At 76.1% G+C, this 16,611-nt stretch carries 1 protein-coding gene; it reads right to left on the bottom strand.

Annotation, left to right across the window (positions count from 1 at the left end):
• Window positions 1-16,599: type I polyketide synthase (locus ACZ69M_RS49960; RefSeq protein ID WP_470060356.1), on the bottom strand; the 16,599-nt coding region annotated here is incomplete at its 3' end.
• Window positions 16,600-16,611: the final 12 nt, after the last annotated feature.

Below are 16,611 nucleotides of genomic sequence, written 5' to 3'. Positions count from 1 at the left end.
CTCACCCGAGGCGATCACCTCACGCAACGGACGGTCGAGCACCGTGTCGAACTCGGCACACACCGCGTCGAACGCCTCCGCGAACACCGGGTACGTCGCCGCCAGTTCCTCGCCCATGCCCGCGCGCTGCGCACCCTGCCCCGTGAACAGGAACGCCGTACGGCCTTCCCTGGCCACCGTCGGCACGGCCGCGTCGAGCGCGGCGAGCAGCTCGTCCGTCCGCTCTCCGACGGCGGCGACGCGGTGCGCAAGCGCGGCCCGGCCCGTGGCCAGGCCGAGGCCGATGTCGGCAGGGTCGGCGTCGAGGTGTGCGGTGACGAACGCGCGAAGCCGCTCGACCTGTGCCCGCAGCGCCTCCTCCGTACGCCCGGACACCAGCCAGGGCACCGGTCCGGTGGGCCGCTCGGGCGCGGGGGCGATGTCGGAGGGCGCCGTGAGGACGGCGGCCTCGACGGGGGCGTCGGCGTGGGCCGGGGCCTCTTCGATGATCACGTGCGCGTTCGTTCCGCTGACGCCGAACGACGAGACGCCCGCCCGGCGCGGCGCGCCGGTCTCCGGCCACTCCCGACGCTCGGTCAGCAGTTCCACCGCGCCCGCCGACCAGTCGACGTGCGACGACGGCTCGTCCACGTGCAGCGTCTTGGGCAGCACGCCCGCGTTCAGCGCGAGCACCATCTTGATCACACCGGCGACGCCGGCGGCGGCCTGGGTGTGGCCGATGTTGGACTTCACCGAACCGAGCCACAGCGGCTCGTCCCGGTCCTGACCATAGATCGCGAGCAGCGCCTGCGCCTCGATCGGGTCGCCGAGGGAGGTGCCCGTACCGTGCGCCTCGACGGCGTCCACGTCGGACGCCCGCAGCCCGGCGGCGTCCAGGGCAGCGCGGATGACCCGCTGCTGCGCGGGCCCGTTGGGCGCGGTAAGACCGTTCGACGCGCCGTCGGAGTTCACGGCGGAGCCGCGCACGACCGCGCGCACCGGGTGTCCGAGCCTGAGGGCGTCGGAGAGCCGCTCCACGAGCAGGACGCCCGCGCCCTCGCCCCAGCCGGTGCCGTCGGCCCCGGCGGCGAAGGCCTTGCAGCGCCCGTCGGCCGCCAGGCCGCTCTGCCGGGCGAACTCGGCGAACGCGCCCGGTGTCGCCATGACGGTCACGCCGCCCGCGAGCGCCATCGAGCACTCGCCCGAGCGCAGCGCCTGGATCGCCCAGTGCAGCGCCACCAGCGACGAGGAGCACGCGGTGTCCACGGTGACGGCGGGGCCCTGGAGGCCGAGCGCGTAGGCGACCCGGCCGGAGAGCACGCTGGCCGAGTTGCCGGTGCCGATGTGGCCCTCGTGCGCCTCGGTGACTCCGCCGAGCAGGGCCGCGTAGTCCTGCCCGTTGGTGCCGAGGAACACGCCTACCGAGGTGCCGCGTGCCCCGTGCGGGTCGAGGCCCGCGCGCTCGAACGCCTCCCACGCCGTCTCCAGCGCGAGCCGCTGCTGCGGGTCCATCACCAGGGCCTCGCGCGGCGAGATGCCGAAGAAGTCGGCGTCGAACCCGGCGGCGTCAGTGAGGAAGCCGCCCTCGGCGTAGGCGTCGGCGGTCTCCCAGCCTCGGTCGGCGGGGATCGGGCCGACGGCGTCGACGCCGTCGGCGAGCAGCCGCCAGAGGTCCTCCGGCGACTCGACGCCGCCGGGGAACCGGCAGGCCAGGCCGACGATGGCGATCGGCTCGTCCAGGTCCACGGACGTGGACGCCACGGGCGGGGTCGGGCGCACCGTGTCGGCGGCGCCGCCCGTCAGGAGGGCGAGGACGTGCGCGGCCAGGGCGCGGGCGGTCGGGTGGTCGAAGACGGCGGTCGTGGCGAGCGAAGCGCCTGTCGCGGCCGTGAGCCGGTTGCGCAACTGGACGGCGGCGAGCGAGTCGAAGCCGAGGTCGCGGAAGGCGGCGTCGGGGTCGACGTCGGCGCCGCCGGCGTGGCCGAGGACGGCCGTGACGTGCGCGCGAACCAGGTCGAGCGCGGCCCGCTCGCGGTCAGGGCCGAGGAGCTCGGCGGCCGGCTCGACCGGCGCGGGCGCGGCCAGTTCGGCCAGCAGGGGCGCGGCCGCGAAGCGGTCCCAGTCGGCGTGGGCCACGACCAGGTGCGCGTCGTCGCCGCCCACCGCGAGGTCGAGCGCGACGAGGGCGCGGTCGGGGTCGAGCGGGGTCAGGCCCGCGCGGCGCATCCGTCCGGCGGCGGCCGCGTCGAGCATCCCGCCGCCCGCCCACGGGCCCCATGCCACGGCGGTGCCGGGCAGGCCGAGGGCGCGGCGGTGGGCCGCGAGCGCGTCGAGGACGGCGTTCGCGGCGGCGTAGGCGCCCTGGCCCAGGTTGCCGAGGGTGCCCGCGAGTGAGGAGAACAGCACGAACGCGTCGAGGTCGAGACCGGCGGTCGCCGTGTGGAGCGCGAGCGCTGCGTCCGCCTTGGCGCGCAGCACGGCGGCGACGCGGTCGGGGGTGAGGGAGTCCAGCGGCGCGTCGTCCAGGACGCCGGCGGCGTGGACGACGGCGGTCAGCGGTTCGTCCTCGGGCAACCGGGCCAGCAGAACGGCCAGATCGGCCGGGTCGCCGACGTCGCAGGCGGCGAGGGTCACCCGGGCGCCCGCGGCCTCGACGGCACGGACCAGTTCGTCCGCGCCCTCGGCGGCGGGGCCGCGCCTGCTGACGAGCAGCAGGTGGGCGGCGCCGCGCTCGGCGAGGCCACGGGCGACGTGGCCGCCGAGCGCGCCGGTGCCGCCGGTGACCAGGACCGTGCCCCGGGGCCGCCACTCGTGGCGGGGGCTGTCGGCGGCGTGGACGAGACGGGCGGTGAAGGTGCCGCTCGCGCGGACCGCGCACTCGTTCTCGGTGCCCGCGAGGACGGTGGCGAGGCGGCGTCGGGCGCGCTCGTCGAGGGCGCCCGGCAGGTCGACGAGGCCGCCCCAGCGGTCCGGGGCCTCCAGGCGGACCACCCGGCCGAGCCCCCATACGCCCGCGGCGGCGACGGCGGTGTCCGGGATCACGTCCCAGGAACCCACGGAGACGGAGCCCGAGGTGGCGCACCACAGTGGCGCGCCCACCCCGGCGTCTCCCAGGGCCTGGACGAGGGTGAGCGTGTCCCGCACCGGGTCGGCGGAGAGGGCGAGCAGGGAGAACACACCGGCGGCGTCGGGCGTGTCCAGCAGAGCCGCGGCGGTCGCGCGATCGGCGCCCTCGGGCAGTTCGACGTACGTGACGTCGCCACCGTGCTCGCGCAGCGCGGCGGCGCAGTCGGCGGCGAGCGGCAGGTCGCCCTCCGGGACGACGAGCAGCCAGCGGCCGGTCGGCGTCGCGGTGGACCGATCGGCCGACGGCGTCCACCGGACCCGGTGGCGCCAGCCGTCCACGGCTGCGGCGGTACGGTCCCGGTCGCGCCACGACGACAGGGCGGGCAGCAGCGCGTCGAGGCCGGCGTCGGCGGCGACGCCGAGCAGGTCGGCGACGTCGCCGCGCTCGACGGCGGCCCAGAAGGTGTCGTCCACGAGGGTGGCCTGCCGCGCCGGAACGTCGAGCCAGTAGCGCGTGCGCTCGAAGGCGGTGGTCGGCGGGTCGACCCACCGGCCGCCCGTGTCCGCGAAGAACGCGGACCAGTCGACCGGAACGCCCTCGGCGTGCAGGCGGGCCAGCGCGGCGACGACCATACGCTCGCCGGGCCTGCCGTCGCGCTGGGCGGCGACGGCCACGGCGTCCGCGTCGGCGGAGTCGGCGACCAGGCCGGACAGCACGGCGTCGGGGCCGAGTTCGAGGAACGCCGTGACGCCGACCGCGCGTGCGGTCCGCACGGCGTCGGAGAACCGTACGGCCTCGCGAACGTTACGCAGCCAGTACCCGGGCCCGGTGACGTCGTCGCCCCCGGCCACAGTGGACACGATCGGGATGCTCGGCGCCGCGAAGCCCACCGACTCCAGGACCTCAGCGAACTCGGCGAGCATCGGCTCCATCCGATGCGAGTGGAAGGCATGACTCACCGTCAACCGCTTGGTCCTGCAGCCGAGTTCGGACCAGTGGTCCGCTACGGCGAGGACGGCGTCCTCGTCGCCGGAGACGACGACCGACGACGGCCCGTTGACCGCCGCGAGGTTCGCGCCCTCGACGAGCGTCGGGACGATCTCCCCCTCCGTGGCCTCGACCGCCACCATCGCACCGCCCTCGGGCAGCGCTCCCATCAGCCGCCCGCGCGCGGCGACCACGGTCACCGCGTCACGCAGCGACCACACACCCGCGACATGCGCGGCGACCAACTCGCCGATCGAATGACCGATCAGCATGTCCGGGACCACGCCCCAGGATTCGACCAACCGGTAGAGGGCCACCTCCACCGCGAACAGCGCGGGCTGCGCGTACGCCGTATCGTCCAGACCCTCACCCGAGGCGATCACCTCACGCAACGGACGGTCGAGCACCGTGTCGAACTCGGCACACACCGCGTCGAACGCCTCGGCGAACACCGGGTACGCGGCGGCCAGTTCCTCACCCATACCGACCCGCTGCGCACCCTGCCCCGTGAACAGGAACGTGGTGACCGCGTCCGTGCGGGCCCGCGCGGACTCGACGTGTGCGGTGGGCCGGCCGGCCGCCAGGGCGGCCAGGCCGTCGGCCAGCTCGCCCCGGTCGGCGCCGACGACGACCGCGCGGTGCGGAAGCGCGGCCCGGCCGGTGGCCAGCGAGAAGCCGGTGCCCAGGACGTCGGTGTCGTCGCGGACCCAGTCCAGGGTCCGCGCGGCCTGGGCCCGCAGCCCGGTCGCGGTGCGGGCCGAGAGCACCCACGGCACGACGCCCGGTGCCCGCGCGGGCTCCGCGCCCTCGGGGGCGTCCGGTGCGGCCTCCAGGACGACGTGCGCGTTGGTTCCGCTGACGCCGAACGACGAGACGCCCGCCCGGCGCGGCGCGCCGGTCTCCGGCCACTCCCGTGCGTCGGTCAGCAGCTCGACCGCGCCCGCCGACCAGTCGACGTGCGACGACGGCTCGTCCACGTGCAGCGTCTTGGGCAGCACGCCGTGCCGCATCGCCTCGACGGCCTTGATCACGCCCGCCATGCCGGCGGCGGCCTGGGTGTGCCCCAGGTTCGACTTGACCGAGCCCAGCCACAGCGGCCGGTCCTGTTCCCTGTCCTGCCCGTAGGTCGCGATGATCGCCTGGGCCTCGATCGGGTCGCCCAGCGTCGTGCCCGTTCCGTGGCCCTCGATCAGGTCCACGTCGGCGGCCGTGAGTCCGGCGTCGGCGAGCGCGCTGCGGATGACCCGCTGCTGCGACGGACCGTTCGGTGCCGTGAGGCCGTTGGACGCGCCGTCCTGGTTGACGGCGGAGCCGCGGACGACGGCAAGGACGCGGTGGCCGTTGCGGCGCGCGTCGGAGAGCCTCTCCACAAGGAGCATGCCGACGCCTTCGGACCAGCTCGCGCCGTCGGCGGCGCCCGCGAAGGACTTGCAGCGGCCGTCGGGGGCGAGGCCGCGCTGACGCGAGAACTCGACGAAGGTGCCAGGGGTGGCCATCACCGCGACACCGCCCGCGAGCGCGAGGTCGCACTCGCCGGAGCGCAGCGCACGGGTCGCCCAGTGCAGGGCGACCAGGGAGGAGGAGCAGGCCGTGTCGACGGTGACCGCCGGGCCCTCGAGACCGAGGGTGTAGGCGATGCGGCCGGACGCGACACTGCCGGAGTTGCCCATGCCGAGGTAGCCCTCGAGGCCCTCGGGCGTCGTGCCGAGGCGCGCCGCGTAGTCGTGGTACATCATTCCGGCGAAGACGCCCGTCCGGCTGCCGTGCAGCGCGGTGGGGTCGATGCCCGCCCGCTCCACGGCCTCCCACGCCGTCTCCAGGAGGAGCCGCTGCTGCGGGTCCATCGCAAGGGCCTCACGCGGCGAGATGCCGAAGAACCCGGCGTCGAACTCGCCCGCGTCGGCGAGGAAGCCGCCCTCGCGGGTGTAGCTCGTGCCTTCGTGGTCCGGGTCGGCGTGGTAGAGCGCGTCGAGGTCCCAGCCCCGGTCGGCGGGGAAGGCGGAGATGACGTCGCGGCCCTCGGCGACGACGCGCCACAGGTCCTCCGGCGACGTCACGCCGCCGGGGAACCGGCACGCCATGCCGACGATGGCGATCGGCTCGTCCACCCGCGCGAGGGTGCTCGGGGCCGTGGGCCCGTCGGCGGAGGCGGCGCCGAGCAGCTCGGCGAGGATGTGCCGGGCGAGCGCGGCCGGCGTCGGGTGGTCGAAGACGGTCGTGGCGGGCATTCGCAGGCCGGTGGCCGTGCCGAGCCGGTTGCGCAGCTCCACGGCGGTCAGCGAGTCGAAGCCGAATTCGAGGAACGGCCGGTCGGCGGCGACGGCGTCGGCCGAGCCGTGCCCGAGTACGGCGGCGGCCTGACCGCGCACCAGGTCCAGTACGGTCCGGGTGCGTTCGGCGGTGGGCTGGGCCGCGAGGCGGGCGCGCAGCCCGCCCGGGTCCCCGTCGCGGGCGACCCGGCGGCGCGGCGCGCCCGCGAGGCCGCGGAGCGCGGCGGGCAGACGGGTGCCCTGGTCGCGCAAGGCGGCCGGGTCGAGCCGGGCGGCGACGGTCAGGCCGCCGCCCGCGACGGCCGTGTCGAAGAGGGCCAGGCCTCGGTCGGCGGACAGCGGCAGGACGCCGCCGCGCGCCATGCGCGAGGTGTCGGCGCGGCCCGTCATGGCGCTGGCCGGGGCCCACAGGCCCCAGGCGATCGAGACGCCGGGCAGGCCGAGGGTCCTGCGGTGCTCGGCGAGCGCGTCGAGGTAGGCGTTGGCGGCGGCGTAGTTGCCCTGGCCGGGGCCGCCGAGGACGCCCGCGAGGGACGAGAAGAGCACGAAGGAGCGGAGACCGAGCTCCGCCGTCAGCTCGTGCAGGTGCCAGGCGGCGTCGACCTTGGGCCGGAGCACCGCGTCCACCCGCTCGGGGGTGAGGGACTCCACGGTCGCGTCGTCCAGGACGCCCGCCGCGTGTACGACACCGGTGACCGGGTGCGCGGCGAGCACCTGGGCGAGTGCGTCGCGGTCGGCGGCGTCGCAGGCGGCGAAGGAGACCCGGGCGCCGAGCGCGGTCAGTTCGGCCACCAGGTCGGCGGCGCCGGGCGCCTCCGCGCCCCGCCTGCCGACCAGGACGAGGCCGCCCACACCGTGCGCGGTCACCAGGTGCCGGGCGACGAGGCCGCCCAGCGTGCCGCCCGCGCCGGTGACGAGTACGGTGTCGTCCGGTCCGAAGGGGGCAGTGCCGGTGTCGTCGGAGGCCGGAGTGCGGGCCAGGCGCGGGACGAACACCTCGCCCGCGCGCACGGCGACCCGCGGCTCGTCGGCCAGGGCCACCGCGGTCTCCACGGCCCGCGAGGAGTCGGCGTGGTCGTCGATCTCGACATGGCCGAACCGGCCGGGGTGCTCGGCCTGGGCCGCACGCAGCAGACCGCCGACGGCGGCACCGGCCAGGTCCGTGGCGCCGGTGACGACGACGAGGCGCTCGGTCCTGTCGTCGGCGATCCAGCGCTGGACCTCGGCGAGCACCTCGCGCACGGCGCGACGGACGTCGCCGGGTTCGCCGGACCTGCCGGCCTCGTCGAGACGCAACAGTACGAAGCCGGCATCGGCGCCGGCGGGCGCTTCGGACGCTTCGGACGCTTCCGGCTCCTCGGACGCTTCGGACGCTTCGAGCGCTTCCGATGCTTCCGGCGTGGACACCGGGAGCCAGTCGAGGTGAAGAAGGGGGTCGCCCGCCGTGCGGGCCGCGGCGACCTGCGCGGCGGTGACGGCACGCAGCCGCAGCGCCTCGACGCCCGCGACGGGCGCGCCGGTGCCGTCGGCGAGGTCGACCGACACGGCGTCACCGCCGAGGGCGGCCAGCCGGACCCGCACCGCGCGGGCACCGACGGCGTACACGCGCAGGCCCTGCCACGCGAAGGGCAGCCCGCCCGTGCCGACCAGACCGCCGAGGCCGATCGGGTGCAGGGCCGCGTCGAGCAGGGCGGGGTGCAGCAGGAATCCCGCCGGGTCCTCCGCCTCCAACTCGACCTCGGCGAACACCTCGCCGCGCTGTCCCGTCCCGCGCCGCCACGCGGCGCGCACGCCCCGGAAGACGGGGCCGTAGTCGAGACCGCGGTCGGCCAGGTCGGCGTAGAGCTCCGACACGTCCACCAGCTCGGCGCCGGCGGGCGGCCACTCGGTCAGCGGCGTCCCGGTGTCGGTGCCCGTCGGCGCGAGGACGCCGGTGGCGTGCCGCGTCCACGGGCCGTCGTCGCCGACGAGGCGGGTGTGGACGCCGACGGCACGGCGGCCGTCGGGCTCGGCGGGGCCCACCCGGACCTGGAGCTGGACGGTGCCGTGCTCGGGCAGCGCCAGCGGCTCGCCTATCACCAACTCGTCGAGGACTCCGCAGCCGAGCCGGTCGCCCGCGGCGAGCACGATCTCGGCCACCGCGGCGCCGGGCAGCAGCACGGCGCCGAGGACGACGTGGTCGGCCGACCACGCGGGCGTGCCCGGGGCCAGACGCCCGGTAAGGACGAGTCCGCCGTCCTCCGCGAGGTCGACGGCCGCGCCGAGCAAGGGGTGCCCCGCGGCGGCCAGACCGGCGCTCGCGAGGTCGCCGAGGGCGGGCCCGGTCGGCGCGAGCCAGAAGCGTTCGCGCTGGAACGCGTACGTCGGCAATTCGACCGCCCGCGCGCCCGAACCGGCGTAGAAGGCGGCCCAGTCGACCCGTACACCGCCGACATGGGCCTCGGCCAGGTGGCCGAGGAGAGTGGCCACTCCGCCCTGGTCGCGCCGCAGCGAGCCCACGACCACGGCAGTGGCGTCGGCCGCGTCGACCGTCTCCTGCGTGCCGACGGCAAGGACCGGGTGGGGGCTGGACTCGACGAAGCCCCGGTAGCCCTGGGCGAGAAGACCGGCCACCGCGTCGGCGTACCGCACCGGCTCCCGCAGGTTCCGGAACCAGTACTCCGCGTCCAGCGCCGTGCCTTCGATCCAGCCGCCCGTCACGGTCGAGAACAGCGGAACGGTTCCCGCCGTGGGGACGACGTCGGCGAGGTCGGCGAACAGAAGCTCACGCAGTACGTCGACGTGGGCCGAGTGGGACGCGTAGTCCACCGGGATCCGTCGCGTACGCACACCATCAGCCGCGCAGGCGGCCGTCAGCTCGTCCAGCGCGTCCGGATCACCCGACACCACGGTCGCGGCGGGCCCGTTGAGCGCGGCGACCGAGACACGACCGGCCCACGGAGCAATCCGCTCCGCCACGGCGTCGGCCGACAGCGCGACCGACAACATCCCACCCTGACCGGCCAACACCTCACCGATCGCCTGGGAGCGGAGGGCGACCACACGGGCCGCGTCGGACAACGACAGCGCCCCCGCCACGCACGCGGCGGCAATCTCACCCTGCGAGTGCCCGACCACCGCCGACGGCACCACACCGTGCGCCCGCCACACCTCGGCCAGCGACACCATCACCGCCCACAGCACCGGCTGCACCACATCGACCCGGTCGAAGCCGGGGGCTCCCTCGGCCTCCCTCACCACGTCCAGCAGCGACCAGTCGACGAACCGGGACAGCGCGGCGGCACACTCCGCCATCCGCGCCGCGAACACCGGCGAAGTATCGAGGAGTTCCGCCCCCATACCCACCCACTGCGAACCCTGCCCGGGGAAGACGAACGCCACACGACCGTCGCCGCCCGCGACACCCCGCACGACACCAGGCGCCTCGACACCCGCTGCCAGCGCGGAAAGACCGGCGAGCAACTCGGCCCGGTCCGCACCCAGAACCACACCACGATGCCCCAGCACCGAACGCGTCGTACCCAGCGCCAACGCCACATCACGCGGATCGGCCTCAAGCGCGGAGCCGTGCGCGGCCAGACGCTCCGCCTGCGCACGCAGACCCTCCGCCGAATCGGCCGAGAGAATCCAGGGAAGGACCGGCAGATCCCTCTCCGCGGGATGGACCGCAGGTTCGGCCGCGAGCGGGGGCTCTTCCAGAACGACGTGCGCGTTGGTGCCGCTGACGCCGAACGAGGACACACCCGCCCGACGCGGAGCACCCGTCTCGGGCCACTCCCGCGCCTCGGTCAGCAGCTCGACCGCGCCCGCTGACCAGTCCACGTGCGGCGACGGCTCGTCCACATGCAGCGTCCGAGGCAGCACACCGTGCCGCATCGCCTGCACCATCTTGATCACACCCGCCACACCCGCAGCAGCCTGCGCATGGCCGATGTTCGACTTCACCGACCCGAGCAGCAGCGGCCGCTCACGACCCTGCCCGTACGCGGCCAACAACGCCTGCGCCTCGATCGGATCGCCCAGCCGCGTCCCCGTGCCGTGCGCCTCCACCGCGTCCACCTCCGAGGACGCGAGACCCGCGTCCGCCAGCGCGCGGCCGATGACCCGCTGCTGCGAGGGCCCGTTGGGGGCGGTCAGGCCGTTGGAGGCGCCGTCCTGGTTGACGGCGCTGCCGCGCACGAGGGCGAGGACGGGGTGGCCGTTGCGGCGGGCGTCCGACAGCCGCTCGACGAGGAGCACGCCCGCGCCCTCGGCCCAGCCGACGCCGTCGGCCGATGCAGCGAACGACTTGCACCGGCCGTCCGGGGAGAGGCCGCGCTGCCGCGAGAACTCCACGAAGGTGCCGGGGGTGGCCATCACCGTGACGCCGCCCGCGAGCGCCATCGAGCACTCGCCCGAGCGCAGCGCCTGGATCGCCCAGTGCAGCGCCACCAGGGATGAGGAGCACGCCGTGTCGACCGTGACCGCCGGGCCTTCGAGGCCCATGGTGTAGGCGACGCGGCCGGACAGCACGCTGCCCGCGGTGCCGAGGCCGAGGTAGCCCTCGACGCCCTCGGGCAGCGTGCCCGCGCCGCTGCCGTAGTCGTGGTACATCAGGCCGGCGAAGACGCCCGTGGCGCTGCCGCGCAGGGTCGCGGGGTCCAGGCCCGCGCGCTCGATCGCCTCCCAGGAGGTCTCCAGGAGGAGGCGCTGCTGCGGGTCCATCGCGAGGGCCTCGCGCGGCGAGATGCCGAAGAAGGACGCGTCGAACTCGGCGGCGTCGAGCAGGAAGCCACCCTCGCGGGTGTAGCTGGTGCCCGCGCGGGACTGGTCGGGGTCGTAGACGCCGCCGAGGTCCCAGCCGCGGTCCTCGGGGAAGCCGGTGACGGCGTCGGTGCCGTCGAGCACGAGCCGCCAGAGGTCTTCGGGGGACGCGACGCCACCGGGGTAGCGGCAGGCCATACCGACGATCGCGATGGGCTCGTCAACCGGTGCGGTGGCCGTCACGACCCGCGGTGCCCCTTGGCCCGTACCGAGCGTCTCGGCCAGCAGGTGGTCCGCCAGGGCGGTGGGGGTGGGGTGGTCGAAGGTGACGGTCGCCGCGAGCCGCAGGCCCGTCGCGGCGCCGAGCCGGTTGCGCAGCTCGACGGCGGTCAGCGAGTCGAAGCCCAGCTGCAGGAACGCCCGGTCGACAGCGATCGCGTCGGAGCCGGCGTGGCCGAGGACGGCGGCCGCGTTCTCGCGGACGAGTTCCACCGCCGCGCGGCGCCGGTCGGCCTCGGGGAGCGCGGCAAGCCGGTCGGCGAAGTCGCCGGTCCGTGCCGCCGCCGCGGTACGGCGGTCCGGGGCGGGGACGAGACCCCGCAGGACGGCTGGCAACAGCCCGTGCTGCGCGCGCAGTACGGGAAGGTCCAGGCGCGCGGCGACGGTCAGGGAGGCGGGGGCGGCGCAGGCCGCGTCGAACAGGGCGAGGCCGTCGGCGGGCGGCAGCGGGGCGACGCCGCCACGGGCGAGGCGGGCCGTGTCCACGCGGTCGAGGCCGCCTGCCATGCCGTCGGACCACGGGCCCCAGGCGATCGAGGTGCCGGGGAGGCCGAGGGCGCGCCGGTGGGCGGCGAGGGCGTCGAGGAAGGCGTTGGCCGCGGCGTAGTTGCCCTGGCCCGGGCTGCCGACGGTGGCGGCGAGGGAGGAGAACAGGACGAACGCGCGCAGGTCGAGGTCGGCGGTCAGCTCGTGCAGGTGCCAGGCGGCGTCGGCCTTCGGGCGGAGCACGGTGTCGAGCCGCTCGGGGGTCAGGGACTCCACCGTGGCGTCGTCGAGCAGGCCCGCCGCGTGGACGACGGCGGTCAGCGGGCGTTCGGCCGGGATGGTCGCGAGGGCGCCCGCGAGCGCGTCACGGTCCGTCACGTCGCAGGCGACGACGTCGGCGGTGGCGCCGAGCGCGGCGAGCTCGGCCACGAGCTCGGTGGCGCCCGGCGCGTCCGCGCCGCGCCTGCCGAGCAGCAGGAGCCCGCGTACGCCGTGGTGTGCGACCAGGTGCCGGGCGACGAGGCGGCCCAGCGCACCGGTTCCGCCGGTGACGAGCACGGTGCCGTCGAAGCCGACGGTGCCGTCCGCCGGTACGGCGGCCCTGGCGAGCCGGGGAACGCGCAGGGCTCCGCCCCGTACCGCGAGTTGGGGTTCGCCGGTGGCGAGCGCGGCGGGGAGGGCGGCGGCGGCCTCCGGGGTGTCCAGGTCGATCAGGACGACCCGGCCGGGGTGTTCGGACTGGACGCTGCGGAGCAGGCCCCACACGGCGGCGCCGGCCAGGTCGGGCACGGTGTCGTCCTGGTCGGCGGCGACCGAGCCGTGCGTCACCACGACGAGCGGAACGTCCGTACGGCCCTCGGCCAGCCAGGTGCGGACGAGCGCGAGGGCCTCGTGCGTCGCGACCCTCACCTCGTCGGGAACGGACCCGGCCGTGGCCTTGGAGACGGTAACCACGACGGCGTCCGTGCCGGTCGCGTCCAGGGTGGCGAGGGTCTCGCGGAGGTTGAGGGTGTCGACGGTGGCGCGGTCCGCGCCGGTGACCTCGGCGCCCGCGTCGGTCAGCGCGGCCGCGATGCCGTCCGTGTCGGCGCCGAGGACGGCCCAGCGGGCGGCGGTCGACTGCCCGGCCGGGCGCGGCTCCCACTGCACGCGGTGCAGGGCGTCCGCGCTCGTGCTGCCGCCGACCTCGACGGCCGGGCGCAGCCTGAGGTCGGCCACGGTCGCGACCGGCCTGGCCTCGGCGTCGGCCATGGTGATCGCGACGGCGTCCGGTCCTGTCGGCGTCAGCCGCACGCGCAAGGACCGCGCGCCTACGGCGTGCAGCCGTACACCGGTCCAGGTGAAGGGCAGTCCGCCGCGCTCCACCACACCGCCGAGGCCGAGGGCGTGCAGGGCGGCATCGAACAGGGCCGGGTGCAGGCCGAATCCGGCCTCGTCGGTGCCTTCGGGCAGGTCGACCTCGGCGAGCATCGCGCCGTCGTGGCGCCAGGCGGCGCGCACGCCCCGGAAGGCGGGGCCGTAGCCGAAGCCGGCGGCCGCGAGGTCGTCGTAGAGCGCGTCGACGGCGACCGGCTCCGCGCCGGCGGGCGGCCACGTCGCGAGGACGGCGGCGGGCTCGGGGTCGGCGGGGGCGAGCGTGCCGGTCGCGTGGCGGGTCCACCCGGTGCCGTCGCCGGGGGCGTCGTCGGGCCGGGAGTGGATCGTGACCGCGCGCAGGCCGTCACGGTCGGGGGAGTCGACGCGGACCCGCAGCCGGACGGTGCCGGAGCCGTGGAGGGCCAGCGGGGCGGTCAGGACGAGTTCCGTGACCGTGCCGCAGCCGATCCGGTCACCTGCGGCGGCGGCGAGTTCGGCGAACGCGGTGCCGGGCACCAGGGGCGTGCCGAGGACGGCGTGATCGGCCAGCCAGGGGTGGGTACGGAGGGAGAACGTGCCGGTGAACACCACGGCGCCCGGGGCGTCCGGCCGGTCGGAGTCGGCGGAGTCCTCGGCGGGCAGCTCCACGGCGGCCCGCAGCAGCGGGTGGCCGGCGGCGGCGAGTCCGGCGGTGCCGAGGTCGTCGGCGGGCTCGGCGGCCAGCCAGTAGCGCTCGTGCTGGAAGGCGTACGTCGGCAGGTCCACGGGGAGCGTGCCGGGGCCGAAGAAGGCTGCCCAGTCCACGCGTCCGCCGTGGGCGTGCACGCGGGCGAGCGCGGTGACCAGGGTCTCGGCCTCGGGCCGGTCGGCGCGGGCGCCGGCCACGGCGAGGACCTCGGGCCGGTCGGAGTCCTCCGGCAGGGCGTCGGCGACCAGCGCGCTGAGCACCGCGTCGGGGCCCACCTCGACGAAGGTGTCCGTGCCGTCGTCGGCCAACGCGCGGACGCCGTCGGCGAAGCGGACCGTGTCGCGGACGTTGCGCACCCAGTACTCGGGGTCGCACAGCTCCTCGCCCACCGGCGCTCCGGTCACGGCGGAGACGAACGGCACCCGGGGCGGGGTGAACGTCACCGCTCCCAGGACCTGCCGGAAGCGGTCGAGGACCGGCTCCATCCGGTGCGAGTGGAACGCGTGGCTGACCCGCAGCCGCCGCGTCTTGCGGCCGAGTGCGGCGAACCGTTCGGCGGCGGCAAGCACGGCGTCCTCGTCGCCCGAGAGGACGACCGACGCGGGACCGTTCACGGCGGCGAGGGCCACCGCCGGGCCGAGGTCGCCCGCGACCTCGGCCTCGCTCGCCTGGACGGCGACCATCGCGCCGCCCGTGGGCAGCGCCTGCATGAGCCTGCCGCGCGCGGCGACCACGACGACCGCGTGCCGCAGCGACAGCACGCCCGCCACGTGGGCGGCGGCCAGCTCACCGACGGAGTGGCCGAGGACGAGGTCGGGACGGAGGCCCCAGGAGTCGAGGAGCGCGGACAGGGCGACCTCGAAGGCGAACACGCCCGCCTGCGCGTACACGGTCCGGTCGAGGTCGTCGCCGCCCTCGGCCACGACCTCGCGCAGCGGCCGGGGAAGTACGATGTCGAACTCGGCGCACACCTCGGCCCAGGCAGCGGCGAACGCGGGGTACGCGGCGGCCAGTTCCTGGCCCATGCCCGCACGCTGGGAGCCCTGGCCGGTGAAGAGCATCGCCACGGTACGGTCGGGCCGCGCCTCGCCCGCGACGGCGGCGGGCGCTCCGGCCGCGAGCGCGGCGAGACCGGCGACCAGCCGCTCGCGGTCGGCGCCGACGACGGACGCGCGGAAGGGCAGCGCGGCCCGCTCGGTGGCCAACGCCGAGGCGACGTCGAGGAGTTCGGCGTCGTCGGGCAGACCGGCCGCCAACCGCTCGGCCTGCGCGCGGAGCGCGGCCGGGGTGTGACCGGACAGCAGCCACGGCACACTCGGGTGCACGAGCCGCCCGGACTCGGGAGCGTCCTGGGGCACGCCAGTGGGCTCCGGGGCCTGTTCCAGGACCACGTGGGCGTTGGTGCCGCTCACGCCGAACGCGGAGACCGCCGAGCGGCGCGGCGCGCCGGTCACGGGCCAGTCGCGGCCCTCGGTTAGCAGCTCGACCGCCCCCGCCGACCAGTCGACCTGCGGTGTCGGCCCCGTGACGTGCAGGGTCTTGGGTGCGACGCCGCGCCGCATGGCCTCGACCATCTTGATGACACCCGCGACACCCGCCGCGGCCTGTGTGTGCCCGAGGTTGGACTTGACCGAGCCGAGCAGCAGCGGCCGCTCCCGCTCCTGCCCGTAGGTCGCCAGGAGCGCCTGGGCCTCGATCGGGTCGCCGAGCCGAGTGCCGGTGCCGTGTCCCTCCACGACGTCGATGTCGGAGGGCGAGAGCCGGGCGTCGGCGAGCGCCTGCCGGATGACCCGTTGCTGCGAGGGGCCGTTGGGCGCGGTCAGCCCGCTGCTCGCGCCGTCGGAATTCACGGCGGAGCCGCGGACGACGGCGAGGACGCGGTGGCCGTTGCGGCGCGCGTCGGAGAGCCGCTCCAGGAGCAGGACGCCGACGCCCTCGCCCCAGCCGGTGCCGTCCGCGTCGGCCGAGTACGCCTTGCAGCGGCCGTCGGCGGCGAGGCCGCGCTGGCGGGAGAACTCGACGAACACGCCGGGCGTGGCCATGACGGTCACGCCGGCCGCCAGGGCCATCGTGCACTCGCCCGCCCGCAGCGACCGCATCGCCCAGTGCAGGGCCACCAGGGACGAGGAGCAGGCGGTGTCGACCGTGACCGCCGGGCCCTCCAGGCCCAGGGCGTAGGCGACGCGGCCGGAGACGACGGCGGTCGCGGCGCCGGTCACGAGGTAGCCCTCGGCGTCCTCGGGGGCGCGGGCGCCGAGGCCGTACCCCTGGCCCCAGGTGCCGGCGAACACGCCGGTGCGGCTGCCGCGCTGACTGTGCGGGTCGATGCCCGCCCGCTCGTACGCCTCCCACGAGGTCTCCAGGAGCAGCCGCTGCTGGGGGTCCATCGCGTGCGCCTCGCGCGGCGAGATGCCGAAGAAGGCCGGGTCGAAGTCGGCCGCTCCGGTGAGGAATCCGCCCCGGTCCGTGTAGCTGCGGCCGGACCGCTCGGGGTCGGGGTCGTGCACGTCGAGGTCCCAGCCCCGGTCCTCGGGGAAGCCCGACACCAGGTCCGTACCCGCCTCGACCGCAGCCCACAGCTGCTCGGGGGAGCTTATGCCGCCGGGGAAGCGGCAGGCGGTGCCGACGATCGCGATCGGCTCGGCCGCCGCATCCACGAGCGTGCGGTTGCGCTGCCGCAGCCGCTCGGCCTCACGCAGGGATCCGCGCAGTGCAGAGACGAGTTCCTCGTTGTTCGTACTCATTGGTGCTTGTCC

The organism is Streptomyces sp. NPDC107454, assembly GCF_055582885.1.
This window is presented reverse-complemented; position numbering and strand designations above follow the sequence as displayed.